The 25,788-nt window shown below is 64.1% G+C and carries 20 protein-coding genes and 2 pseudogenes; 13 read left to right on the plus strand and 9 right to left on the minus strand.

All coding sequences use genetic code 11. The features are described 5' to 3' along the window. The first annotated feature begins 8 nt into the window (after positions 1-8). Together mfd and ABMD26_RS03280 are read left to right on the plus strand one after the other, a co-directional pair. Positions 9-3,458: a transcription-repair coupling factor gene (mfd, locus tag ABMD26_RS03275; RefSeq protein ID WP_056843064.1), complete on the plus strand. Its 3,450-nt coding sequence runs from the start codon at positions 9-11 to the stop codon at positions 3,456-3,458. Between the two features lies 1 nt (position 3,459). Beyond that, positions 3,460-5,784, plus strand: a complete 2,325-nt coding sequence (locus ABMD26_RS03280; RefSeq protein WP_320497330.1) for a DEAD/DEAH box helicase — start codon at positions 3,460-3,462, stop codon at positions 5,782-5,784. A 17-nt stretch (positions 5,785-5,801) separates the two neighbouring features. On the opposite strand, the gene ABMD26_RS03285 is transcribed toward ABMD26_RS03280, so the two are convergent. Continuing rightward, complete coding sequence (locus tag ABMD26_RS03285; RefSeq protein ID WP_191999855.1) at positions 5,802-6,728, minus strand: Gfo/Idh/MocA family protein; 927 nt, start codon at positions 6,726-6,728, stop codon at positions 5,802-5,804. Between the two features lie 196 nt (positions 6,729-6,924). On the opposite strand from ABMD26_RS03285, the pseudogene ABMD26_RS03290 reads away from it, so the two are divergent. From ABMD26_RS03290 to ABMD26_RS03320, 7 genes and pseudogenes are all read left to right on the plus strand, one after another. Continuing rightward, a pseudogene (locus ABMD26_RS03290) lies at positions 6,925-7,290 on the plus strand (nitrate- and nitrite sensing domain-containing protein); the annotation flags it as partial. 79 nt (positions 7,291-7,369) lie between these two features. Next, the gene (locus ABMD26_RS03295) at positions 7,370-8,161 is read left to right on the plus strand and encodes a nitrate- and nitrite sensing domain-containing protein (protein ID WP_354307829.1); all 792 of its coding nucleotides are present in this window, start codon (positions 7,370-7,372) and stop codon (positions 8,159-8,161) included. Positions 8,162-8,434: 273 nt separating this feature from the next. Next, positions 8,435-9,760: a CmpA/NrtA family ABC transporter substrate-binding protein gene (locus ABMD26_RS03300; protein ID WP_134721358.1), complete on the plus strand. Its 1,326-nt coding sequence runs from the start codon at positions 8,435-8,437 to the stop codon at positions 9,758-9,760. Positions 9,761-9,787: 27 nt separating this feature from the next. After that, positions 9,788-10,663 carry a nitrate ABC transporter permease gene (ntrB, locus tag ABMD26_RS03305; RefSeq protein ID WP_082484494.1) on the plus strand — a complete coding sequence of 292 codons (876 nt, stop codon included), beginning with the start codon at positions 9,788-9,790 and terminating at the stop codon, positions 10,661-10,663. A gap of 9 nt (positions 10,664-10,672) precedes the next feature. Beyond that, positions 10,673-11,473 (plus strand): ABC transporter ATP-binding protein, encoded by an 801-nt coding sequence (locus ABMD26_RS03310; RefSeq protein WP_043188292.1) that lies wholly within the window; start codon positions 10,673-10,675, stop codon positions 11,471-11,473. 663 nt (positions 11,474-12,136) lie between these two features. Next, entirely contained in the window at positions 12,137-13,228 is a 1,092-nt protein-coding gene (locus ABMD26_RS03315) for an enoyl-CoA hydratase/isomerase family protein (protein WP_354307840.1), read from the plus strand. Positions 13,229-13,242: 14 nt separating this feature from the next. Then, a pseudogene (locus ABMD26_RS03320) lies at positions 13,243-14,395 on the plus strand (acyl-CoA dehydrogenase family protein). A 56-nt stretch (positions 14,396-14,451) separates the two neighbouring features. On the opposite strand, the gene ABMD26_RS03325 reads toward ABMD26_RS03320, so the two are convergent. Continuing rightward, positions 14,452-15,225 (minus strand): enoyl-CoA hydratase, encoded by a 774-nt coding sequence (locus ABMD26_RS03325; RefSeq protein ID WP_122741852.1) that lies wholly within the window; start codon positions 15,223-15,225, stop codon positions 14,452-14,454. Between the two features lie 243 nt (positions 15,226-15,468). Here ABMD26_RS03325 and ABMD26_RS03330 point away from each other — a divergent pair, with 243 nt between their 5' ends. Together ABMD26_RS03330 and ABMD26_RS03335 are read left to right on the plus strand one after the other, a co-directional pair. Continuing rightward, on the plus strand, positions 15,469-16,485 hold the full coding sequence (locus ABMD26_RS03330; RefSeq protein WP_134721361.1) for an alpha/beta fold hydrolase: 1,017 nt from the start codon (positions 15,469-15,471) through the stop codon (positions 16,483-16,485). 9 nt (positions 16,486-16,494) lie between these two features. Beyond that, positions 16,495-17,454 carry a D-2-hydroxyacid dehydrogenase family protein gene (locus ABMD26_RS03335; RefSeq protein ID WP_354307849.1) on the plus strand — a complete coding sequence of 320 codons (960 nt, stop codon included), beginning with the start codon at positions 16,495-16,497 and terminating at the stop codon, positions 17,452-17,454. 6 nt (positions 17,455-17,460) lie between these two features. On the opposite strand, the gene nagZ is transcribed toward ABMD26_RS03335, so the two are convergent. Both nagZ and ABMD26_RS03345 read right to left on the minus strand, forming a co-directional pair. Then, a complete protein-coding gene (gene nagZ, locus ABMD26_RS03340; RefSeq protein ID WP_354311789.1) occupies positions 17,461-18,459 on the minus strand; it encodes a beta-N-acetylhexosaminidase in 999 nt (332 codons plus the stop codon). A gap of 57 nt (positions 18,460-18,516) precedes the next feature. Next, complete coding sequence (locus ABMD26_RS03345; protein WP_122741848.1) at positions 18,517-19,224, minus strand: TetR/AcrR family transcriptional regulator; 708 nt, start codon at positions 19,222-19,224, stop codon at positions 18,517-18,519. A gap of 229 nt (positions 19,225-19,453) precedes the next feature. On the opposite strand from ABMD26_RS03345, the gene lexA reads away from it, so the two are divergent. Together lexA and sulA are read left to right on the plus strand one after the other, a co-directional pair. Continuing rightward, positions 19,454-20,062, plus strand: a complete 609-nt coding sequence (gene lexA / locus ABMD26_RS03350) for a transcriptional repressor LexA (protein WP_049859132.1) — start codon at positions 19,454-19,456, stop codon at positions 20,060-20,062. A 9-nt stretch (positions 20,063-20,071) separates the two neighbouring features. Beyond that, positions 20,072-20,548: an SOS-induced cell division inhibitor SulA gene (gene sulA, locus ABMD26_RS03355; RefSeq protein WP_049859131.1), complete on the plus strand. Its 477-nt coding sequence runs from the start codon at positions 20,072-20,074 to the stop codon at positions 20,546-20,548. A gap of 62 nt (positions 20,549-20,610) precedes the next feature. Here the strand turns inward: sulA and ABMD26_RS03360 are convergent, their stop codons facing one another. From ABMD26_RS03360 to fadA, 5 genes are all read right to left on the minus strand, one after another. After that, positions 20,611-20,844: a hypothetical protein gene (locus tag ABMD26_RS03360; RefSeq protein WP_049859130.1), complete on the minus strand. Its 234-nt coding sequence runs from the start codon at positions 20,842-20,844 to the stop codon at positions 20,611-20,613. A gap of 50 nt (positions 20,845-20,894) precedes the next feature. Then, complete coding sequence (locus tag ABMD26_RS03365; protein ID WP_354307859.1) at positions 20,895-21,416, minus strand: DUF6586 family protein; 522 nt, start codon at positions 21,414-21,416, stop codon at positions 20,895-20,897. Between the two features lie 126 nt (positions 21,417-21,542). After that, positions 21,543-24,155: a type I DNA topoisomerase gene (gene topA, locus ABMD26_RS03370; RefSeq protein ID WP_354307863.1), complete on the minus strand. Its 2,613-nt coding sequence runs from the start codon at positions 24,153-24,155 to the stop codon at positions 21,543-21,545. A 99-nt stretch (positions 24,156-24,254) separates the two neighbouring features. Beyond that, positions 24,255-24,506, minus strand: coding sequence for a DUF1653 domain-containing protein (locus ABMD26_RS03375; RefSeq protein ID WP_049859128.1), 252 nt, complete (start codon positions 24,504-24,506; stop codon positions 24,255-24,257). Positions 24,507-24,610: 104 nt separating this feature from the next. Beyond that, on the minus strand, positions 24,611-25,786 hold the full coding sequence (gene fadA, locus ABMD26_RS03380) for an acetyl-CoA C-acyltransferase FadA (RefSeq protein WP_043188265.1): 1,176 nt from the start codon (positions 25,784-25,786) through the stop codon (positions 24,611-24,613). Positions 25,787-25,788: the final 2 nt, after the last annotated feature.

Here is a 25,788-nt window from a genome sequence, read left to right on the forward strand (position 1 = left end):
AACCTCCCGTGCCTGTTCTGCGCCTTCCGCAACTCCCTGCCTCGGCAGGCAAACACGCCTGGGGCAACCTGCCCGGGGCCGCCCTGAGCCTGGCGATCGCCGAAGCGGCCAATGCCGCCAAGCGCTTCACGCTTCTGCTCACTGCCGACAGCCAAAGCGCCGACCGGCTTGAGCAGGAACTGCGTTTCTTCGCCCCGCAGTTGCCGGTGTTGCATTTCCCCGACTGGGAAACCCTGCCGTACGACCTGTTCTCGCCGCACCAGGACATCATCTCCCAGCGTATCGCCGCCCTCTACCGCCTGCCCGAGCTGGCGCACGGGGTTTTGGTAGTGCCCATCACCACTGCCCTACATCGGCTGGCGCCGACCCAGTTCCTGCTGGGCAGCAGTCTGGTGCTGGACGTGGGGCAACGCCTGGACGTAGAGCAGATGCGCACGCGTCTGGAGGCCAGCGGCTACCGCTACGTCGACACGGTGTACGAGCACGGTGAATTTGCCGTGCGCGGCGCCCTGATCGACCTGTTCCCCATGGGCAGCAAGCTGCCCTATCGGATCGACCTGTTCGACGACGAGATCGAGACGCTGCGCACCTTCGATCCGGAGACCCAGCGCTCCATCGACAAGGTCGAGTCGATCCGCCTGCTGCCGGCCCGCGAATTCCCCCTACAGAAGGAAGCGGTGACCCGCTTCAAGGCACGCTTTCGCGAACGTTTCGACGTCGACTTCCGTCGCTGCCCGATCTTTCAGGACCTGAGCAGCGGCATCACCCCTGCCGGTATCGAGTACTACCTGCCGCTGTTCTTCGAAGAAACCTCGACCCTGTTCGACTATCTGCCCCAGGACACCCAGGTGTTCTCGCTGCCGGGTATCGAACAGGCCGCCGAGCATTTCTGGAGCGACGTGCGCAACCGTTACGAGGAGCGTCGGGTCGATCCTGCGCGTCCGTTGCTGCCGCCTGCCGAACTGTTCATGCCGGTGGAAGACTGCTTCGCCCAGCTCAAGACCTGGCCACGCATCATCGTCAGCCAGGATGACCTGGAGCCGGGGCCGGGCCGTGAACGCTTCGCCGCAGCGGCGCTGCCGGACCTGGCCATCGAGGCCAAGGCCACCCAGCCCCTCGCCGCGCTGGCCGGATTCCTCGACCAGTTTCCGGGCCGAGTGTTGTTCACCGCCGAATCCGCCGGCCGCCGGGAAGTGCTGCTGGAGCTGCTGGAGCGGCTCAAGGTCCGTCCACGCACGGTGGACGGCTGGAACGAGTTCGCCGAGGGCAAGGAGCGTCTGGCGATCACCATCGCGCCGCTCGACGAAGGCCTGCAGATTCTCGACCCGGCCCTGGCGCTGATCGCCGAGAGTCCGCTGTTCGGCCAGCGCGTGATGCAGCGCCGCCGCCGCGACAAGCGCGCCGACGCGGCCAACGACAACGTCATCAAGAACCTCACCGAGCTGCGCGAAGGCGCGCCGGTGGTGCACATCGACCACGGTGTGGGCCGCTACCTGGGGCTGGCGACGCTGGAGATCGACAATCAGGTCGCCGAATTCCTCACCCTGGAATACGCCGAGAACGCCAAGCTCTACGTGCCGGTGGCCAACCTGCACCTGATCGCCCGCTACACCGGTAGCGACGACGCCTTGGCCCCGCTGCACCGGCTCGGCTCCGAGGCCTGGCAGAAAGCCAAGCGCAAGGCCGCCGAGCAGGTGCGCGACGTGGCCGCCGAGTTGCTCGACATCTATGCCCGCCGCGCTGCGCGCGAAGGCTATGCGTTCGCCGACCCGGCCCTGGACTACGCCACGTTCAGCGCCGGCTTCGCTTTCGAGGAAACCCCGGACCAGCAGTCGGCCATCGAGGCCGTGCGCCACGACATGCTCGCGCCCAAGCCCATGGACCGCCTGGTGTGCGGCGACGTCGGCTTCGGCAAGACCGAAGTGGCCATGCGCGCGGCGTTCATCGCCGTGCACGGCGGCCGCCAGGTGGCCATCCTGGTGCCGACCACCCTGCTCGCCCAGCAGCACTACAACAGCTTCCGCGACCGTTTCGCCGATTGGCCGGTGACGGTCGAAGTGATGAGCCGCTTCAAGTCGGCCAAGGAAGTGGGTGCCGCCGTCGAGCAACTGGCCGAAGGCAAGATCGACATCGTCATCGGTACCCACAAGCTGCTGCAGGACGACGTCAAGATCAAGAACCTGGGCCTAGTGATCATCGACGAAGAACACCGCTTCGGGGTGCGTCAGAAAGAGGCGCTCAAGGCCCTGCGCAGTGAAGTCGACATCCTCACCCTGACGGCCACGCCGATTCCGCGCACGCTGAACATGGCCGTGGCCGGCATGCGTGACCTGTCGATCATCGCCACGCCACCGGCGCGGCGCCTGTCGGTGCGCACCTTCGTCATGGAGCAGAACAAGAGCACCGTGAAAGAGGCGCTGCTGCGCGAACTGCTGCGCGGTGGCCAGGTGTACTACCTGCACAACGATGTGAAAACCATCGAGAAATGCGCCGCCGACCTCGCCGAACTGGTTCCCGAGGCGCGCATCGGCATCGGCCATGGGCAGATGCGCGAGCGCGAGCTGGAACAGGTGATGAGCGACTTCTATCACAAGCGCTTCAACGTACTGATCGCCTCGACCATCATCGAGACCGGCATCGACGTGCCCAGCGCCAACACCATCATCATCGAGCGCGCCGACAAGTTCGGTCTGGCGCAGTTGCACCAGTTGCGCGGGCGCGTCGGCCGCAGCCACCACCAGGCCTACGCCTACCTGTTGACCCCGCCGCGCCAGCAGATCACTCCGGACGCCGAAAAGCGCCTGGAGGCGATCGCCAATACCCAGGACCTGGGTGCCGGTTTCGTCCTGGCGACCAACGACCTGGAAATCCGCGGTGCTGGCGAGCTGCTAGGCGAAGGCCAGAGCGGGCAGATCCAGGCGGTCGGTTTCACCCTGTACATGGAGATGCTCGAACGCGCGGTCAAGTCGATCCGCAAGGGCGAGCAACCCAACCTCGACCAGCCCCTGGGCGGCGGGCCGGAGATCAACCTGCGCCTGCCTGCGCTGATTCCCGAGGACTATCTGCCCGATGTGCACGCTCGCCTGATCCTCTACAAGCGCATCGCCTCGGCGGTGGACGAGGACGGTCTCAAGGATCTGCAGGTGGAAATGATCGACCGCTTCGGCCTGTTGCCCGAACCGACCAAGAATCTGGTGCGCCTGACCCTGCTCAAGCTTCAGGCCGAGCAGCTGGGTATCACCAAGGTCGATGGCGGCCCGCAGGGTGGGCGCATCGAATTCGGCCCGAGCACGCCGGTCGATCCGCTGACCCTGATCAAGCTGATCCAGAGCCAGCCCAAGCGCTACAAGTTCGAAGGCGCCACGCTGTTCAAGTTCATGGTGCCGATGGAGCGTGCCGAGGAGCGTTTCAACGTCATCGAAGCGCTGTTCGAGCGCCTGACGCCAAAAGCCGGTTGATATGCCCGATGAGCGCGTGATCGATACGCTGCAACCGCGGCCACGGCTGTGGCTGGGCAGCGTCGAGTTCAGCGCTTTCGAGCCGCGCAACGGCAAGATGCAGCGTTACGTGCAGCATCGTGCGGCGCTGGCCTACGGCTACGCCGGCGAATACGTCAGCGGGCCGCGCCCCACCAGCGTCGCGCGCCAGTGGCAGAACCAGAACGCTCGAATCCTGCGCCAGCCGGCCGCCGAGCGAGCGCTGCGCGAGCAGTTGCAGGGCATCGGCTTCAAGCTGGCGACCCGGCAGAGCAAGGCGCTGCCGGAAAGCGCCGGCGAGATCTTCGAGCTGCCCAGCGATGCTGCCTGGTTGCGCTTCATCCTCAACGAGCTCCCGGGGTTGCGCGAGCAAGGTTGGGAAATCGAATACGCCGAGGCGTTCGCCTTCGACCTGACGCCGGTCGAGCGCTGGTACGCCACCATCGAGGAAGGTCCCGAGCGCGACTGGTTCGATCTGGAACTGGGCATCGTGGTCGACGGCGAACCGCTGAGCCTGCTGCCGATCCTGCTCAACCTGCTGCGCAGCCACCCGGAACTGCTCAACCCGAGCCACCTGGCGCGACGTCGCGACGACGAACAGATCCTGGTGCCCGTGCATACGGCGCAAGACGGCGTTCAGCGAACCTTGCAGGTCGCCCTGCCCTATGGCCGCTTGAAACCGGTGCTGGCAACGCTGGGGGATTTCTACCTGCGCGAACCGGGCGACACCTCGATACGCCTGGCCACCGCCGACGCCACGCGCCTCGAAGGGCTAAGGACGTTGCCTCTGGACTGGCAAGGTGGCGAGCGGGTACGTCACTTTGCCGAACGCCTGCGCGACATCCGCCACTGTCCGGTGGCCGCGCCCGACGGCTTGAACGCCACGCTGCGTCCGTACCAGCTGGAAGGCGTGAGCTGGATGCAGGCGCTGCGGCAACTGGAAGTGGGCGGCATCCTCGCCGACGACATGGGCCTGGGCAAGACCCTGCAGACCCTCGCCCATCTATTGATAGAGAAACAGGCCGGACGCCTGGATCGCCCGGCCATGGTGGTGATGCCCACCAGCCTGGTGCCGAACTGGCAGGACGAAGCCGCCCGCTTCGCGCCCGCACTCAAGGTCCTGGCCCTGCACGGCGCCACCCGCAAGAAACACTTCGCGCATCTGGCCGAGTACGACGTGCTGCTGACCACCTATGCCCTGCTGCCCAAGGACATCGAAGTCCTCGAACAGGTGCCGCTGCACGTACTGGTGCTCGACGAAGCCCAGTACATCAAGACCCCCGGCAGCAAGGCGGCGCAGGCGGCACGTCAGCTGAACGCGCGGCAACGCCTGTGCCTGAGCGGCACGCCCCTGGAAAATCATCTGGGCGAACTCTGGTCGCTGTTTCATTTCCTGATGCCGGGCTGGCTGGGCGACAGCAAGCAGTTCAGCCGCGACTACCGTCTGCCGATCGAGCGACAGGGCGACGAGACGCGCCTGCAGCACCTGAACGCGCGTATCAAGCCATTCCTGCTGCGCCGCACCAAGGAGCAGGTGGCCACCGAATTGCCGGCCAAGAGCGAGATCGTCCACTGGGTCGAACTCAACGAGGCACAGCGCGACGTGTACGAGACCGTGCGCCTGGCCATGGATAAAAAGGTACGCGCCGAAATCGACCGCAAGGGCGTGGCGCGCAGTCAGATCATCATTCTCGAAGCACTGCTCAAGCTGCGTCAGGTGTGCTGTGACCTGCGCTTGGTCAACAGCGTTGCAGCACCGCCACCGGGCCACAGTTCGGGCAAGCTGGCCAGCCTGCTGCGATTGCTCGACGAACTGTTGGGCAGCGGTCGGCGCATCCTGCTGTTCTCCCAGTTCACCTCCATGCTGGGCCTGATCGAACAGGAGCTGCAGCAGCGAGGCATCCCCTACGCATTGCTGACCGGTACCACGCGCGATCGCCGGGCACCGGTCAGGGACTTTCAGGACGGCAGGTTGCAGATCTTCCTGATCAGCCTGAAGGCCGGCGGCGTGGGCTTGAACCTGACCGCAGCGGACACGGTGATCCACTACGACCCGTGGTGGAACCCGGCCGCGGAAAACCAGGCTACCGACCGCGCCTACCGCATCGGCCAGGAAAAACCGGTGTTCGTCTACAAGCTGATCACCCGCGGCACCGTGGAAGAGAAGATCCAGCACCTGCAGCAGGAAAAGTCAGCCTTGGCGGCCGGCATCCTCGATGCCCGGGAAACCGGCGACTGGCGCCTGCAGGACAACGATATCGACGCCCTGCTCGCGCCGCTGCCGAGCCCACCGGCCAAACGCCGATAGTTGCCTGAACGGCGTTTTCAGTCGACGAAATCGGCGACCGTTGCGCGCTCCCCGAGCAGAAACCCGTCGGCCACCAGGCGCAGCGGCTGCAGATCGGTGTCACTGTTACCGGCCTCGATCAGTCGCGCGAAGTGCCGGTAGAGCAACGGGTATTCACCTACCGTTTCGAGCGTCTGCGGCACATCGTCGATGAGCAGCTGCGCACCGCCGTGGGTCAGGCGCAGGCATCCTTCGTCGCAATGTACTTCGATCTGCCAGAGCTCGTCATGACCGTGGTCCCAGTCGAAGGCGGCGCTGACCTGCAGACCGTTCGCGTCGCTCATGCTCAGGTCAGCCGCGATCGGCGCCTGGCGATTGCCGGGAAAGCGCAGGCTGGCCTGGGTGACGAACAGGGCTTCAGGCAGCACGTGGCTGATGATCGACAGGGCGTTGATGCCCGGATCGAACACGCCGAGGCCGCCGGCCTGCCAGATCCACTGCTGGCCCGGGTGCCACTTGCGCACGTCTTCCTTCCACTGCACCCTGACCGATTGCAGGCGTTTGCCCGCCAGCCAGGCGCGGGCGCTTTCGACCCCTGCGGCGAAGCGCGAATGCCAGGCGAACAGGCAGGTCACACCCTGCTCGGCGGCCAGTTCGACCAAGGCCATGGCCTCGCCGAGGCTGGCGCAGGGCGGTTTTTCCACCAGCACGTGCTTGCCGGCCAGCAGCGCTTCGCGGACCTGCGCATAGCGGCCCTGGGGCGGTGTGCAGAAAGCCAGCGCCTGGATATCCGCAGCCTGTTCGAGCAACTCGTGCAGGCTGCCGAAATGCGTGACGCCGGGGCATGGCTCGCCGAGGGTGGCCACGGCGACCAGCTCGAAGGATGGGTCATTGCGCAGGGCGGGGACGTGCTGATCCTGGGCAATCTTGCCGTAGCCGACCACGCCGAGACGAATGGGGGACATCGCTGACTCCTTTTTATTGTTGGGCCTGGGCGTTATAGCAGTTACGCAGCCGTCGGCATACGTGGCAATGCAGGCGACGGGCGCAACGTCGGGACCGGGATTTGCATGCAGCCGTGCCGTCCCTCACCGAAGTTGCGAGCCCGCCATGCCTGATCGCGCCCTGCCTGATCGTCCTATGCCCCCTGCCCTGCGTTTCATGCTGGCCGCTCGCCGCAGCGAGCTCGAAGGCCTGCACGGGCTGGCCGACACCTGTCAACTGGTAACGCTGATCAGCCGCCTGGTGCATGCCCTGCAGCGTGAACGTGGTTACACCAACCTCTATCTGGGCAGCCAGGTGGAAACCCACCGTCGGCAATTGGACCTGCACACCGAGCAGGCTCAGGCGCTGGAGCAGGACGTGCTGCAGCGCTTGCAGGCCGTGGACCTCAATGCAGCCAGCGCGGCCGACCGTGCCCGCCTGTTCAACCGCGTCGCCTACGTTCTGCATGGTTTCGACGAATTGCCCGGCCTGCGGCGGCGCATTCGCGAACGCCTGCTCGCACCCAGCCTGGCCACGGCGGCCCTGACCCGTCTGATCGGTGGACTCATGGCCGTGGTCTTCGAAGCGGCCGACACGGCCATCGACCCCGGACATCACCCGGGTGCTGGTGGCGCTGTTCAACTTCATGCAGGGCAAGGAGCTGGCCGGTCAGGAGCGGGCCACCGGCGTGGCCGGCTTCTCGGCGGGTTTTTTCGACGCCAGTGTGCAGGAGCGCATCCTGCACCTGACGCAAAGCCAGGAGCGCTGCTTCCAGACCTTCAGCGAATTCGCCGACCCGCTGGCCGGTCAGCGCTGGGCCGAGTTGCAGCGCAGCGAACTCACCACACAGTTGTTGCGCCTGCGCGAAGTCGGCATGCGCACCTCGGCGCAACATCCGGTGGACCCGGGCCTCTCGCAGCTCTGGTTCGAACTGCACAGCCAGCGCATCGATCAGATGCACGAGGTGGAGAAGCACCTTGCCGAGCAGCTGTTGGCCAGTTGTCAGAGCAGCATCAAGCTGGCCAATGCCGACCTCGACAACCACCGCGTGCTGTTGCAACGCCTGGCCAGTCTGGAAACCATGGGCTGCGGCGATGCCCGGCTGTTCAGCGTGCATGCCAGCGATCTCGACAGCCCCGCGCCCGACGGCCACGGACCGCAGATGGGCCGCTCGCTGCTGGACCTGCTGCAGGCCCAGACCCACCGTCTGCAGGATGCCAATCTGCAACTGGACGAGGCACGCCAGGCGCTCAATGAACGCAAGCTGGTGGAACGGGCCAAGCAATTGTTGATGAATGAATATGCCCTCAGCGAAAGCGAGGCGTACACCCGACTGCGGCAATCGGCGATGTCGCGGGGGCTGCGCATGGTCGACATGGCGCAGAACGTATTGGCCGTGGCTGGCAAAGGTTGAGGCACAGACTGCGCCCTATTTGCGCACCCTGCCGGTGGCATGCTCCGCATCCGTGCACACGGACGCTTCATTGCGCGGGGACTGCTACGTCCCGTGCGGCTCTCGACGCCTTGGCACGCAATCTGCTTTGAGACACACAGGACCGCAGCCAACTGCGGTCGACTATTCGAATCCTGGACAACGGCGTCCACGCGTTCCGGCAGCACTGCCCGGAGCGCGTGACCGCCGTTTTTTTTTGCATTTTTTTGGCCGCCAGCAGCAGGGGAATCAGCGATGGATGACACGCCTTTCAAAGCACACCCGCACGACGCCAAGCGTCGGCACTTTCTCAAGCAGTCGTTGACGGTGGCCGGTGCCGGTGCAGCCCTTGGACTGCTGCCACCCGGGCTGTCCTCGGCGGTCTGGGCAGCGGGCAGCGACGGTCTGGAAACCACCACGGCCAAGCTGGGCTTCATCGCACTGACCGATGCCGCGCCGCTGTTCGTCGCCGACGAGAAAGGATTCTTCGCCAAGCACGGCATGACCGGGGTGGAAGTGCTCAAACAGTCCTCCTGGGGTACAACGCGGGACAATCTGGTGCTGGGTTCGGCCGCCAACGGCATCGACGGCGCACACATCCTCACGCCCATGCCCTACCTGATCGCTGCTGGCAAGGTCACGCCCAACAACCAGCCAGTGCCCATGTACATCCTCGCGCGGCTGAACCTGTCCGGCCAGTGCATCTCGGTGGGCAACGAACACGCCGACCTCAAGCTGGGCCTGGATTCCGCACCGTTCAAGGCTGCGCTGGCCAGCAAGCGTGCCAGCGGCAAGACCGTCAATGCCGCGATGACCTTCCCCGGCGGCACTCACGACCTGTGGTTGCGCTACTGGCTGGCCGCAGGTGGCATCGACCCGAACAAGGACCTGTCCACCATCGTCGTACCGCCGCCGCAGATGGTCGCCAACATGAAGGTCGGCAGCATGGACAGCTTCTGCGTCTGCGAACCGTGGAACGCCCAGTTGATCAATCAGAAAGTCGGCTACACGGCCAACACCACGGGAGAGATCTGGAACAAGCATCCGGAGAAGGCCCTGGCCCTGCGCGCCGACTACGTGGACAAGCACCCCAACGCGACCAAAGCCCTGCTCAAGGCCGTGATGGAAGCGCAGATGTTCTGCGAGCGGCCGGAGAACAAGGACGAAGTGGCGGAGATCTGCGCCAAGCGTCGCTGGATCAACGCGCCGGTGGCGGACATCATCGAGCGCATGAAAGGCAACTTCGACTACGGCACCGGCAAGGTGGTCAAGGACAGCCCGCACATCATGCGCTACTGGGACGACTTCGCCTCCTACCCGTTCAAGAGCCACGACCTGTGGTTCCTCACCGAGAACAAGCGCTGGGGCTACCTGCCCAAGGATTTCGACAGCCAGGCGTTGATCGCCAAGGTCAATCGCTCCGATCTCTGGCGCCTGGCCGCCGCGGAATTGAACGTGCCGGCGGCGCAGATTCCCGATTCCGACTCGCGCGGTGTCGAGACCTTCTTCGACGGCAAGACCTTCGATCCTCAGAACCCGCAGGCCTATCTCGACAGCCTGTCCATCAAGGCCCTGGCCTGATGTTTCCCGCACTCACCGGAGGTCACCATGAATGCTGAAGTGAAGAAGCTGCACAGCGCCGCCCAGGCCGTCGCCAAGGCCCAGGTCAAGCCGCCGGTGATGGCGAAACTGCTGAAGAACGCCCGCCGCTTCGTGTTGCAGCAGTGCCTGCCCCCGGTGGTGATCGGCGCCCTGCTGTTGCTGGTCTGGCAACTGGTGTGCAGCGGCAAGGGCGCGGCGCTGCCGCCGCCCACTCAGGTGATCAGTGATACCTGGGAGCTGATCGTCGATCCGTTCTACGACAACGGCGGCAACGACAAGGGCATGGCCTGGCAGCTGCTGGCCAGCCTGTCGCGGGTTGCCTACGGCTATGCCCTGGCCGTGGTGGTGGGGATCAGCCTGGGCGTGCTGGTAGGACAGTCGACCTGGGCCATGCGCGGGCTCGATCCGTTGTTCCAGATCCTGCGTACGGTGCCGCCGCTGGCCTGGCTGCCGCTGTCGCTGGCCGGTTTCAAGGACAGCTACCCTTCGGCGATCTTCGTGATCTTCATCACCGCCATCTGGCCGATCATCATCAACACCTCGGTGGGCGTGCGCAACATTCCCGAGGACTACCGCAACGTGGCCAAGGTGCTGCGGCTCAACGGCGTCGAGTACTTCAGCAAGATCATGCTGCCGGCGGCCGCGCCCTACATCTTTTCCGGCCTGCGCATCGGTGTCGGCCTGTCGTGGCTGGCGATCATCGCCGCGGAAATGCTGATTGGCGGTGTCGGCATCGGGTTCTTCATCTGGGACGCCTGGAACGCCTCGCGCATCAGCGACATCATTCTCGCCCTGGCCTACGTGGGCATCGTCGGCTTCTGCCTCGATCGCCTGGTGGCGATGGTCGGACGCCTGGTCACTCGCGGCACTTCGCAAAGCTGAGGAGGCAACATGAGCCATTATCTGAGTATCGAAAACGTCGACAAGCACTTCGAGCGCGATGGTGTCACCAGCCAGGTGCTGCGCGGGATCAACCTGAATGTCGCACGCGGCGAGTACATTTCCATCATCGGCCACTCGGGCTGCGGCAAGTCGACAGTGCTGAACATCGTCGCCGGGCTCATCGAATCGAGCAACGGTGCGGTGATTCTCGACGGCAAGGAAGTGCGCCAGCCGGGGCCGGACCGCAGCCTGGTTTTCCAGAACCATTCGCTGCTGCCCTGGCTGACCGTTTACGAGAACGTGGCCCTGGGCGTGGACAAGGTCTTCAAGCACAGCAAGAGCAAGAGCGAGCGCCATGCCTGGACCCTGCACAACCTGGAAATGGTCAACATGACCCACGCGCTGCACAAGCGCCCGAGCGAGATTTCCGGCGGCATGAAGCAGCGCGTCGGCATCGCCCGCGCGCTGGCGATGCAGCCCAAGGTGTTGTTGCTCGACGAGCCGTTCGGCGCACTGGACGCGCTGACCCGCGCCCACTTGCAGGATGAGGTGATGCGCATCCAGAGCGAGCTGCACAACACGGTGATGATGATCACTCACGATGTCGACGAGGCGGTGCTGCTGTCCGATCGCATCGTGATGATGACCAACGGCCCGGCGGCGACCATAGGCGAAATCCTCACCATCGACCTGCCCCGCCCCCGCAGCCGCCTGGCCCTGGCCGACGACCCGCGCTACAACCAGTACCGCCTGGCGGTGCTCAGTTTCCTGTATGAGAAACAGGGAAAAGTCGTCGAAGCCGTCGCCTGAACCACCGCACCCACCGCCGACGCAAGCGCCGCGTTCCTGTAGCAGCGGCGCAAGCCGCGTCCGGTTTCACCGCGTTGCATCAGACACACCGCATCGACCGCCGACGCGGCTCGCGCCGCTGCTACAGGAACGGCGCAAGCCGCATCGGGCCTCACCGCGGTACCCCTGACCCACCGCAACCACCGCCGACGCGAGCGCCGCGTTCCCCTGTAGCAGCGGCGCAAGCCGCGTCCGGCCTCACCGCGGTACCCCTGATCCACCGCAACCACCGCCGACGCGAGCGCCGCGTTCCCCTGTAGCAGCGGCGCAAGCCGCGTCCGGTTTCACCGCGTGGCATCAGACACACCGCACCCACCGCCGACGCGGCTCGCGCCGCTGCTACAGGAACGGCGCAAGCCGCGTCCGGCCTCACTGCGGTGCCCCAGACCTACCGCAACCACCGCCGGCGCGAGCCGCGTCCGGCCGCATCGCTTCAGGCCCTGAAACGACACCGAACCCCGTTACGATGGCTGGGTCTACTGGATGCCGGCCAGCGTCCATCACCCGTGCAAATTTGCAGGCATTACCTGCATTAATCTGCATTGAAAGCTGCAAACTTGCCTGTCACGATCACCTGGTCCGCTTATTTATCTCAGGAAATCAATAACAAGCAGGGATTCAGCGATGACAACTCAGGTCTTTCCACCTCCCCAGCGGTCTTCCCTGGGGCTCGATGACCAGGTACTCGGCGATGTCCGTAACCACATCGGCCACTTGACCCTCAACCGCCCCGCCGGTCTGAATGCACTCACCCTCGACATGATCCGCGCCCTACGCGGCTATCTCGACGCGTGGGCGCTGGACCCGCACATCCATGCCGTGGTGCTGCGCGGTGCCGGCGACCGCGGCTTCTGCGCCGGCGGCGACATCCGCAACCTCTACCTCAGCTACCGCAGCCAGGAAATCCTGCACGAAACCTTCTTCGACGAAGAATACGCCCTGGACCAGTGCCTGCATCAGTATCGCAAGCCCGTGCTGGCCCTGCTCGACGGCTACACCCTGGGCGGTGGCATGGGCCTGGCTCAGGCGGCTGAACTGCGCGTGGTCACCGAGCGCAGCAAGCTGGGCATGCCTGAAGTGGCCATCGGCTATTTCCCCGATGTCGGCGCCAGCTATTTCCTGAGCCGCATCCCCGGTGAAATCGGCACCTACCTGGGCGTCACCGGGGTCCAGATCGAGGCCGCCGATGCACTCTATTGCGGTCTGGCGGACTGGTATCTGGAAAGCGACCGTTTGACCCTGCTCGATGAACGTCTGGACAGACTGCAATGGGGCGACAACCCTCTCAAGGACCTGCAGGGCGTCCTCGCCCGTCTCGGCGTGCAAAGCCTGCCCGACGCCCCCCTGCACCGGCTGCGGCCGGCCATCGATCACTTCTTCAGTCAGGACGACTTGACCAGCCTGGTCGAGCAACTGGAAAACGTGAACGTCGCCGGCAGTCAGCAGTGGGCGCAGAACACCGCGCAGCTGATGCGCACCCGCTCGCCAGTGGCGATGGCGGTGACCCTCGAACTGCTGCGCCGCGGTCGCCACCTCAGCCTGGACGACTGCTTCGCCTTGGAGCTGCACCTCAACCGCCAGTGGTTCGAGCAGGGTGACCTGATCGAAGGCGTCCGTGCTTTACTGATCGACAAAGACAAGAACCCGCGTTGGAACCCACCGACGCTAGACCGGCTCACGCCTGCGCGCATCGAGCCCTTCTTCCAAGGCCTCTGAGGCCGGAGTCTGCCATGCAAGACCTGGAACTGAGCGAAGAACAGATCATGATCCGTGACATGGCGCGCGACTTCGCCCGCGCCGAAGTTGCCCCCCATTCCCGTGCCTGGGAACAGGCCGGCTGGATCGATGACGCCCTGGTGGCGCAGATGGGCGCCCTCGGGCTGCTGGGCATGGTGGTGCCCGAGCAATGGGGCGGCAGCTACACCGACTACGTCGCCTACGCCCTGGCGGTGGAAGAAATCTCCGCCGCCGATGGCGCGCTGGGGGCGTTGATGAGCGTGCACAACTCCGTGGGCTGCGGCCCCCTGCTCAACTATGGCAGCCCGGCCCAGCAGGACACCTGGCTGGCGGCGCTGGCCAGCGGAGAAGCCATCGGCTGCTTCTGCCTGACCGAACCTCAGGCGGGCTCCGAGGCGAACAACCTGCGCACCCGCGCCGTGCTCGATGGCGAACATTGGGTCATCGACGGTGCCAAGCAATTCGTCACCAACGGTCGTCGGGCCAAGCTCGCCATCGTCTTCGCGGTGACCGACCCGGAACTGGGCAAGAAGGGCCTGTCCGCCTTTCTGGTGCCCACCGACACGCCCGGGTTCACCGTCGACCGCAGCGAGCACAAGCTCGGTATCCGCGCCTCCGACACCTGCGCCATCACCCTGAGCCAGTGTCGCGTCCCTGCCGCCAACCTGCTTGGCGAGCGCGGCAAGGGCCTGAACATCGCCCTGTCCAACCTGGAAGGCGGCCGTATCGGCATCGCCGCCCAAGCACTGGGCATCGCACGCGCGGCGTTCGAAGCGGCGTTGGGTTATGCCCGCGAGCGGGTGCAGTTCGGCAAGCCGATCATCGAGCACCAAAGCGTGGCCAACCTGCTGGCCGACATGCAGGTGCAGGTCAACGCCGCGCGACTGCTGGTGCTGCATGCCGCACGCCTGCGCAGTGCAGGCCTGCCCTGCCTGTCCGAAGCCTCCCAGGCGAAGCTCTTCGCCTCGGAAATGGCCGAGCGGGTGTGCTCCAGCGCCGTGCAGATACACGGCGGCTATGGCTATCTGGAAGATTATCCGGTGGAGAAGTATTACCGCGATGCGCGCATCACCCAGATTTACGAAGGCTCCAGTGAAATACAGGCGCATGCTGATCGCCCGCGAGCTGCGCAACTATCTACTGTAACTGCGCTGTAATCACCGCATAGCGACAGGGCTGGCTATGGACCAGCCCTGTTTCGATCAATTTCCCTTGAACTGCGGCTCGCGCTTGGCGATGAACGCCGCCATCCCCTCTTTCTGATCTTCGCTGGCGAAGGCGGCGTGGAACACCCGACGCTCGAAACGAACCCCTTCGGACAGGCTCACCTCGAACGCGCGATTGACGCTTTCCTTGACCATCATCGCGATCGGCAACGATTTCGCTGCAATCTGTGCGGCAACCTCCATGGCTTCATCCAGCAACCGGTCGGCGGCGACGATGCGGGCCACCAGCCCTGCGCGTTCGGCCTCTTCGGCGCCCATCAGGCGACCGGTCAGGCACAGTTCCATGGCCTTGGCCTTGCCCACCGCATGGGTCAGGCGCTGCGTGCCGCCCATGCCCGGCAGCACGCCCAGCTTGATCTCCGGCTGGCCGAACTTGGCGTTGTCGGCGGCCAGGATGAAGTCGCACATCAACGCCAGTTCGCACCCACCGCCCAAGGCGAAACCGGCCACGGCAGCGATGATCGGCTTGCGTCGGTTGGCGACCCGGTCGCTCTCGTGAAACAGATCGTCGAGGTAGATCTGCGGATAGCGCAGTTCGGCCATTTCCTTGATGTCGGCACCGGCGGCGAACGCCTTGGCCGAGCCGGTGAGAACGATGCAGCCGATCTCGCGATCGCGCTCCAGAGCATCCAAGGCCTGATTCAGCTCGTCGATCAACTGAGCGTTGAGAGCGTTCAGCGCCTGCGGGCGGTTGAGCGTGATCAAACCCACGCGACCGCGGGTTTCCAAAAGGATGGTTTCAAAAGCCATGGCCTATCTCCAGGTGGAGGCATTGTCTGCCTCGATGGTTATTGTTGTAGCGATCCATGGACGGCTCCCCGGCCATGATCGTGCGTCGTGTTTGTAGCATTCTGAAACCTGATGCGGGACATTTCTCGTCGCAGCTGGGCACCACCGGGCCATGTCGGCCTCCAATAGGTGCTACGGTGCTGGCCGGCAACACCCTGCAACCGTACGTCCATCCTGCGCCACCGTCCATTCCAGGAGGTCTCCATGCTTCGCCTGTCCCTGCTGGCGCTCGCCAGTGTCTTCGCCCAGCCCCTGCTGGCCGCCGAATCCTCGCCCGCCTACGGTCCCGAACTGCAGGGCTTTGACTATCCGTACACGCTGCAACATTACGCCTTCGAGTCCCAAGGCAAAAGCCTGCAGATGGGCTACCTGGACGTTGCCGCCAATGGCAAGGCCAACGGCCGCACCGTGGTGCTGATGCATGGCAAGAACTTCTGCGCCGCCACCTGGGAAAGCTCGATCAAGGCGCTCAGCGATGCCGGCTACCGAGTGGTCGCACCGGATCAGATCGGCTTCTGCACCTCCAGCAAGCCGGAACACTACCAATACAGTTTCCAGCAGCTGGCCAACAACACCCATGACCTGCTGACCCGCATCGGGGTCAAGGAAGCGGTGATCATGGGCCACTCCACCGGCGGCATGCTGGCGACCCGCTACGCCTTGATGTTTCCCGAGGACACCGAGCGCCTGGCCATGGTCAACCCGATCGGCCTGGAAGACTGGAAAGCCCTGGGCGTGCCCTATCGCAGTGTCGATCAGTGGTTCGAGCGCGAGTCCAAGGTCACCGCCGAGGGCATCCGCAACTACGAGCGCACCACCTACTATGGCGGTCGCTGGAAGCCGGAATACGATCGCTGGGTGAACATGCTCGCCGGCCTGAACAAAGGCCCGGGACATACCTTGGTGGCATGGAACTCGGCGCTGATCTACGACATGATCTTCACCCAGCCAGTGGTCTATGAGTTCAAGGACCTGAAGGTGCCGACCCTGCTGCTGATCGGCGACGCCGACACCACGGCCATCGGCAGCGATATCGCACCGCCCGAGGTCAAGGCACGGCTGGGCAAGTACGCCGTGCTGGGCAAGCAGGCCAGCCAGATGATCCCCCACAGCACCCTGGTGGAGTTCGCAGGCCTGGGCCACGCACCGCAGATGGAAGAGCCGACGCGCTTCCACAAGGCCCTGCTCGACTGGTTGGATGCTCCCCAGAAACCGCTCTGACAAGAGGCAATGCCCATGCGAATAGCCGTCATCGACGATTGGCAATCGGTGGCTGAAAACGTGGTCGACTGGACCCCGCTGCAGGCTGTCGGCCAGCTCGACTTCATCCACGATTACCCTGCCGACGGCAGCGTTCTGGCCGAGCGTCTGGCGGCCTATACCGTCATCTGCGTGATGCGTGAACGCACCTGTTTCGACGCAGCCCTGCTCCAGCAGCTGCCGCAGCTCAAACTGCTGGTGACCGGCGGTATGCGCAACGCCGCCATCGACCTGCAGGCCGCGGCCCGACTGGGCATTCAGGTCGCCGGTACCGACAGCTACAAGCATGCGGCGCCGGAGCTGACCTGGGCCCTCCTGATGGCCTTGACCCGTGACCTGCTCGGCGAAGCCCATTCGCTGCGCAGCGGTGGCTGGCAAATCGGCCTGGGTGGCGATCTGCATGGCAGCACCCTGGGCTTGCTGGGCCTGGGTAGCATCGGTGAGAAAGTGGCGCGCTTCGGCCAGGCGTTCGGTATGCGCGTGATCGCCTGGAGCCAGAACCTCACGCCGCAACGCGCCGCCGAAGTGGGCGTGGAGTACGTCGACAAACAGCAGTTGTTCGAACAGGCCGACGTGCTCAGCGTGCATCTGGTGCTCAGCGAGCGCAGCCGTGGGCTGGTCGATGCACAGGCTTTGACGTGGATGAAGCCGGGCGCGCGGCTGGTGAACACTTCACGCGGCCCGATCATCGACGAGACCGCGCTGATCCAAGCCCTGCGCGAGGGTCGCCTCGCTGGCGCGGCACTGGATGTGTTCGACGAGGAGCCGCTGCCGCAAGATCATCCGTTCCGCACGCTGCCCAACGTGCTGGCGACGCCCCACATCGGCTACGTTACCGGCAACAACTACCGGCTGTTCTTCACTCAGATGATCGAAGACATACTGGCCTGGCACGCCGGCCAGCCCGTGCGCCTGCTGGCCGGCCAGTAACCGCGTTCAGTCGATCAATGCCGCCGCGCGCAGTGCAGCAGTCGCTTGTTGCCAGCGCGGATGCTGACGGTACTCGACATTGGCGAAGGCCTGGCCGCGCATGGCAGCGATGCGTGGCGAAGGCTGCACGCCCATGCGCTGGGCAGCGCTCAAGGCCAGTTCGGCCGCAGCGCGGTCGTTGCACACCAGGCCCATGTCGCAGCCCGCGCTCAAGGCCGCCTCGATCCGACTGGCAGCATCACCCACGACGTGAGCGCCGGCCATCGACAGGTCATCGCTGAAAATCACCCCTTCGAAACCCAGTTCGTCGCGCAGAATGTCCTGCAGCCAGCGACGCGAGAAGCCTGCCGGGTTGCCGTCGACCTGCGGGTAGATGACGTGGGCCGGCATGACCGCCGCCAGCTGGCCGGCCAACCGCGCGAAGGGCACCAGATCGCATGCGCGAATCTGCTCCAGGGAACGCTCGTCGGTGGGAATCGCCACGTGGGAGTCGGCTTCGGCCCAGCCATGGCCGGGAAAATGCTTGCCGCACGCTGCCATGCCTGCGGCATTCATGCCTCGGATGAACGCCCCGGCGAGCGCCGTCGCGCGCTCGGGATCACCCTCGAAGGCACGGGTACCGACCACGGCGCTGTGGCCATGATCGAGGTCCAGCACCGGCGCGAAGCTCAGGTCCAGGCCCACAGCCAGCACTTCGGCGGCCATCAACCAGCCGCAATGCTCGGCCAGGCCGACCGCATCGGCATGATGCGCCAACTCACGCATGGCCGGCAGACGCACGAAGCCCTGACGCAGACGTTGCACGCGTCCCCCCTCCTGATCCACGGCCAGGATCAGCTCGGGCCGCACAGCGCGGATGGCCGCGGTCAGCTCGCGTACCTGGCGTGGATGCTCGATGTTGCGCGCGAAGATGATCAGTCCGGCGACTTCGGGTTGGCGCAACAGATGCCGGTCCTCGGCAGTAAGCCAGGTGCCGGCGACGTCGACCATCAGGGAGCCTTGCAGACGAGCACTCATGAGGTTTCCTTGTAGAGGGGGATCGGGAGGTTGGCCGTGCAGGCCTCAGGCCTTCACGGCGGCCGGCGTGCTCTTGCTGCGCGGGCGCAGCTGGGCCGCAGCCATGGCCGGGTCGGTCACCGCACTCTGCGCGCGCATGCCCGCCGCGAGGAACGGCACCATCAGGCGCATGACCTGCTCGATCGAGGTGTCCACGCCAAAGTCGGTTTCGGCGATGGCACGCAACGCCTTGATCCCGGACATGCTGAACGCGGCGGCGCCGAGCATGAAATGCACGCGCCAGAACAGCTCGATGGGCGGAATGCGCGGCGCTGCCTCATTGACCAGCAGCATATAGCGGCGGAACACCTTGCCGTACATGTCTTCCAGGTAACGACGCAGGTGACCCTGGCTCTGGCTGAAGGCCAGGCCCAGCAGGCGCATGAAGATGGAAAGGTCGTTGCCACTGCGCGGTTGCACCACCAGGGCCTGCTCGACGAGAATCTCGAGTAGCTCCTCGAGGCTGGCTTTGGGCGTCGCACTGGCCTGACGCCGCTCCAGCTCGCGGTCGAGGCTGGCACAGAAAGGCCCGAGGAATCGCGAGAACACCGCCTGGATGAGCGCCTTCTTAGAGCCGAAATGGTAGTTCACCGCCGCCAGATTGACCCCGGCCTTGCTGGTGATCAGGCGCAGCGACGTTTCCGCGAAGCCTTTTTCCGCAAAAAGCTGTTCCGCGGCATCGAGGATGCGTTCAACGGTTTCCGACTGGGCCATGGCAACTCCGCCTGACAAACACTTGTTTGAAACATACGTTTCAAAGCGCCCGACTGTCAAGTCCGAGCGGGCTGTTCGTGGCCATAGGGTCACGTATTAAAGCATACAAATTCATCGCCTTAGCGCAGCATGCGAACATCCACCGACCTCTGCTCCAGAAAACGATGTTGCCAAGTGCAATCCACTGTATATAATCCCAGTCACTGTACAAAAAGACAGAGCCATCCAAATGTTGAAATTGACGCCACGCCAAGCTGAAATTCTCGCCTTCATCAAGCGCTGCCTTGACGACAATGGCTTCCCACCTACCCGTGCAGAAATCGCCCAGGAACTGGGCTTCAAATCCCCCAACGCCGCTGAAGAACACCTCAAGGCCCTGGCGCGCAAAGGCGCGATCGAAATGACCCCGGGCGCCTCACGCGGCATTCGTATTCCCGGCTCCGAGGCGCGCAACGACGATTCCAGTCTTCCAGTGGTCGGCCGCGTTGCAGCGGGCGCGCCCATTCTGGCGCAGGAACACATCGAGGAGTCCTGCAAGATCAACCCGGGCTTCTTTCATCCACGCGCCGATTATCTGTTGCGGGTACAGGGCATGAGCATGCGCGATGTCGGCATCCTCGACGGCGACCTGCTCGCCGTGCACACCTGCCGTGAAGTGCGCAATGGCCAGATCGTCGTGGCCCGTATCGGCGATGAAGTGACGGTCAAGCGGTTCCAGCGCGAGGGCAACAAGGTTTTCCTGGTTGCGGAAAACCCCGACTTCGCACCCATTGAAGTCAACCTCAAGGATCAGGATCTGGTCATTGAAGGTCTGAGCGTCGGCGTCATTCGTCGATAAGGAGGCGTCATGCAGTTTCCCCTTTCATCCCAACAAGCACAGATGTCGCTGTTCGAAGCTTTCATGTCTGCACCGGTGGCGCCGCGATTCAAGGAGGCCGTCGAGTCGCCCTGGACCGTTGCCGAGCCGGATGTATTCAGCGAGATGTCGCTGCGCGGTGCTGCGGGGAACTGCCTGAACCTGCTGGCCCCCATGCTGCGCGAACTGAGCGAGGAGCAGGACGCGCGCTGGATGACCTTGATCGCGCCACCGGCGAGCCTGACCCAGGCCTGGCTGCGCGATGCCGGGCTCAATCGCGAACGGATACTGCTATTGCAGCCACGGGGCACGCAGAGCGCACAGCAACTGGCGTGCGAAGCGCTGCGTCTGGGTCGTAGTCACACTGTGGTGAGCTGGCTCAATCCGTTGCCGGCCGTGGCCAGGCAACAATTGATCACGGCCGCACGCCAGGGCGGCGCGCAGAGCTTGAACATTCGATTGGGATAGCCAAGAAACACACTGGGTACTGTCCGCCCAGGCAAGCGCGAGGCGCTCGCTGAGCGGCAGCATCAGTGCAGGACGCGCGGCCCGTCGTCCTTGTCGATTTCACCTTCCACCAGCTTGCCGGCCATCTGTACGCCGACACTGAGCATGGCCTTGGCCACTTCCACATGCTGGCCCTGCAGAAATGCCTTGGCATCTTCGGAAAAATTCAGCGTCACCAGCGAACCTTCGTCCTCGGCACGACGCAACTCGATGCGGCCGTCAGGCAGCTCGACAATCTCAAGAAAGGACGTAGGCATAAGGACATGTTCTCCACGAAAGGCGAGCATTGTAGCAGCGCCACGCTGAATCAGCACTCACTCAACCCTTCTCTGAAGCGAACGGTCAAGCCCTTGAGCTGCTGACGCCAGCTTTCGAGCACCTCGCGACTCAGTTCCGGCTCTTCCACCTCGTCCAGACTGACCGCCTGTATCAACGGCTGGGTCACGTCCCCCTTGGGCTTCTTGGGCGCCCTGGGCGGTACGAACAGCGCGCCATGGGCGGCAAGCAACTGCGCCAGCCAGGTATGCGGATGCTGGGCCAGCTCCACCAGTTCACCAAGTTCGGGAATCGACGTGCCATCCAACGCCTGCGGCGTCAGCAGGGTTTCGGCGCGGGCCGTGCCGGCCTGTGGCAGGCGGTAGTAACCGGCGATCTCATGGCAGAGCCCCAGCAAGGCACCGTAGAGGTGGAACAACGCCGACTCGCGCTGCGCCTGCAACTGCGCCTGGGCGTTGATCGCCTGGCCCTGCTCGGCCTTGCCCATGGCTTCCAGCGCCAGCCCGGCAAAATAGATTTTCTGGTTGGTACGGGTGTAGAGCTCATAGGCCATGGTGGCGGTCTCCGCAATGAACACTGATCGCCTACAGTGTCGGGAACCCGCAGAGCCAGTGCAAGCCACAAATGAAAAAGGCCGCACAGTCCTGGCGGACGGTGCGGCCTCTTTGCAACCAGCGACTCAGCGCTTGTCTTCGACCTTCCAGGTCTTGCCGTCGTAGAAAGCCTTCCAACCGGTCGGCTTGCCGTCGACCTCGCTCTGCACGTACTGCTCCTTGGTCTTGCGGCTGTAGCGGATCACGGTCGGGCGTCCGTCCGGGTCCTTGATCGGCGCATCGAACAGGAAGCTGTACTTGGGATCGATCTCGTCCTTGTGCGGAATGATCTCCAGTACCAGCGGTGCGCGGGTCTCACGGTTCTTGGGGAACTGGCTGGCGGCCAGGAACAGACCCGAAGCGCCGTCGCGCAGCACGTAGGTGTCGTTGACCTTTTCGCACTTGAGCTCGGGCATCTTCACCGCGTCCATTTTCGGCGGCGCCGCTTCGCCGCTCTTGAGCAGCTTGCGGGTGTTCTTGCATTCGGGATTGGTGCAACCGAAGAACTTGCCGAAACGGCCGGTCTTGAGTTGCATCTCGCTGCCGCACTTGTCGCATTCCAGGCTCGGGCCTTCGTAGCCCTTGATGCGGTAGTTGCCCTCTTCGATCTCGTAGCCTGGGCAGTCGGGGTTGTTGCCGCAGATGTGCAGCTTGCGCTTCTCGTCGACCAGATAGGCATCCATGGCCGTTGCACAGATCGGGCAGCGATGCTTGCCGCGCAGGATCTGCGACTCGGACTCACCTTCATCGTCGGCCGCGATCTCATCGCCTGGAATCAGGTTGATGGTCGACTTGCAGCGCTCCTTGGGCGGCAACGCATAGCCCGAACAGCCCAGGAACACCCCAGTGGAAGCGGTGCGGATCATCATCGGGCGGCCGCACTCGCGGCAGGCGATGTTGGTCAGGGTCGGCAGGTTGGCGCGCATGCCGCTGTCGGCAGCACCCGCAACATCGAGCTTGCCCTTGAAGTCGCCGTAGAACTCGTCGAGCACGTTCTTCCAGTCGCGCTCACCGTGAGCCACGTCATCGAGATTCTCTTCCATGCCGGCGGTGAAGCCGTAGTCCATCAGGTTGGAGAAGCTCTCGGACAAGCGCTCGGTGACGATGTCACCCATCTTTTCCGAGTAGAAGCGACGGTTGTGCAGCGCCACGTAGCCGCGGTCCTGGATGGTGGAGATGATCGCCGCGTAGGTCGAAGGTCGACCGATGCCGCGTTTCTCCATCTCTTTCACCAGGCTGGCTTCGGAATAGCGCGCAGGCGGCTTGGTGAAGTGCTGGGTCGGGTCAAGGTGCAACAGCTTGAGCTGTTCGCCCTGGTTCATGTCCGGCAGCACGTCGTCGTCGCCCGGCTTGCTCATCTGCGGCAGCACACGGGTGTAACCGTCGAACTTGAGGATGCGGCCCTTGGCGCGCAGCTCGAAATCGCCGGCCGCCACGGTGACCGTGGTGGACAGGTACTGGGCAGGCGGCATCTGGCAAGCCAGGAACTGACGCCAGATCAATTCGTACAGACGTTCGGCGTCACGCTCCATGCCGGCCAGCTTGCTGGGATGGGTGTTCACATCCGAGGGGCGAATGGCTTCGTGCGCCTCCTGGGCGCCTTCCTTGCTGCCGTAGACCATCGGCGCTTCGGGCAGGTACTTCTTGCCGAACTCGCTCTCGATGTAGGCACGCGCCATCTGCACGGCGTCCACCGACAGGTTGGTGGAGTCGGTACGCATGTAGGTGATGTAGCCTGCCTCGTACAAGCGCTGCGCCATCATCATGGTCTTCTTCACGCCGTAGCCCAGGCGGTTGCTTGCGGCCTGCTGCAAGGTCGAGGTGATGAAGGGCGCCGAAGGCTTGCTGCTGGTCGGCTTGTCCTCGCGCTTGACGATGCTGTAGCTGGCGTCCTTGAGCTTGGCCAGCGCGGCCATGGCCTGGGCTTCGTTCAAGGGCTTGAAGGCCTCGCCGTTCTCGCGGGCCACTTCGAAACGCACCTTGGCGGCCTTGGCCGACGCCAGGTCGGCATGCACTTCCCAGTACTCTTCAGGGTTGAACGCGCGGATCTCGCGTTCGCGCTCGACCACCAGCTTCACCGCCACCGACTGCACGCGGCCTGCCGACAGCCCACGGGCGATCTTCTGCCACAGCAGAGGCGAGACCATGTAGCCGACCACGCGGTCGAGGAAACGTCGGGCCTGCTGCGCATTGACGCGGTCAATGTCCAGCTCGCCAGGACGCGAGAACGCCTCCTGGATGGCTTTCTTGGTGATCTCGTTGAACACCACGCGCTTGTAGCGGCTGTCGTCACCACCGATGGCTTCGCGCAGGTGCCAGGCAATGGCTTCCCCCTCGCGGTCCAAGTCCGTCGCCAGATAGATGGTGTCGGCATCCTTGGCCAACCGGCGCAGCTCTTCGATGACCTTTTCCTTGCCGGGAAGGATCTCGTACTTGGCCTTCCAGCCCTGGTCCGGATCCACGCCCATGCGCGCCACCAATTGCTTGCGGGCCTTTTCCTTGGGCGAAAGCGCCGGTGCGTCGCTGGCGGCAGCCTTGCCGCGCTTGGCGGCCGGCTCCTTGCTGGCGCTCGCCGAACCGCTAGTGGGCAAGTCTCGGATATGGCCGATACTCGACTTCACCACGTACTGGTCACCCAGATACTTGTTGATGGTCTTGGCCTTAGCCGGGGATTCCACAATGACCAGCGATTTGCCCATGGATCGGAAAATTCCTGAATTCTTGAAATGAAAGGCATGCGGCGCCTTGCGAGGCCCCGCTATATATAGTGGTGAGAACCTGAGGTCAAGCGCCGGGGTTCAAGCGGTCGGCGCCTGCGGAACTGAAAACAGGCTGGGTTCGGCTTCGATCAAAGCAAAGCGCGGGACGCTCTCGCCGTCAACCTCGACCGACTCCAGAAACATGCTCAGCGGTCGAACCCAGAGGCCGTATTCGCCGTAAAGCGCCTGATAGAACACGACTTCCTGCTCGTCCTCGGAACTGCGCGCGACGCCGTAGACACGATACTCGGGGCCTTTGTAGTGACGATAGAGCCCTGGCTGTAACTGCATGGTGCGCCTCGCTTGAAATACGTGTTGAAAAACTTTTTGAGTAAACCGGAAAAAAGCAAAACCGGGACACTGGGCCCCGGTTCGCTCGACTCCACGCGTCTGGACTAGACGCGTTCGAAAACCGTGGTGATGCCCTGCCCCAGGCCTACGCACATGGTAGACAGACCGAACGTACCACCGTTCTGCTTCATGACGTTGAGCAGCGTGCCGGAAATTCGAGCACCTGAACAACCGAAAGGATGCCCCAGGGCGATGGCGCCGCCATGCAGGTTAACCTTCTCGTTCATCTTGTCGAGCACTTTCAGATCCTTGAGCACGGGCAGGGCCTGTGCCGCGAAGGCTTCGTTGAGCTCGATGAAGTCGATGTCGGCAATGCCCAGACCTGCGCGCTTGAGCGCTTTCTGGGTCGCCGGCACCGGTCCGTAACCCATGATCGCAGGGTCGACGCCGGCAACGGCCATCGAACGGATCACCGCCAATGGCGTGATGCCCAGATCCTGGGCGCGCTGCGCCGACATCACGATCATGCACGACGCACCGTCGGTGATCTGCGACGAGGTACCGGCCGTGACCGTGCCGCCCTTGGGGTTGAACGCAGGCTTGAGCGCAGCGAGGCTTTCCAGGGTAGTGTCGGGACGAATGGTTTCATCGTAGTCGAACACCTTGATGAAGCCGTTTTCGTCACAGCCCTGCATCGGGATGATCTCGTCCTTGAACTTGCCCTGCACCGTCGCCTGGTGCGCCAACTGGTGCGAGCGCACACCGAAGGCGTCCTGTTGTTCACGGGTGATGCCGTGCATTTTCCCGAGCATCTCGGCGGTAAGGCCCATCATGCCCGATGCCTTGGCGGCGTACAGCGACATGTGCGGGTTCGGATCGACGCCGTGCATCATGCCGACGTGGCCCATGTGCTCGACGCCACCGACCACGAACACGTCGCCGTTGCCGGTCATGATGGCCTGGGCCGCGGTGTGCAGTGCGCTCATGGACGAGCCGCACAGACGGCTGACGGTCTGGCCGGCTGCCGTGTGCGGGATCTGCGTCATCAGCGACGCCATGCGCGCGATGTTCCAGCCCTGCTCCAGGGTCTGGTTGACGCAGCCCCAGATCACGTCCTCGACTTCGGCCGGGTCGACCTTGGCATTGCGTTCCAGCAGCTTGCTGATCAAGTGCGCCGACATGTCCTCGGCGCGGGTGTTGCGGTGCATGCCGCCCTTGGAGCGGCCCATGGGGGTGCGACCGAAGTCGACGATCACCACGTCTCTAGGATTCAAGCTCATAA

This window comes from Pseudomonas sp. PvP001 (assembly GCF_040546375.1).
Classification (GTDB): Bacteria; Pseudomonadota; Gammaproteobacteria; order Pseudomonadales; family Pseudomonadaceae; genus Aquipseudomonas; species Aquipseudomonas coleopterorum.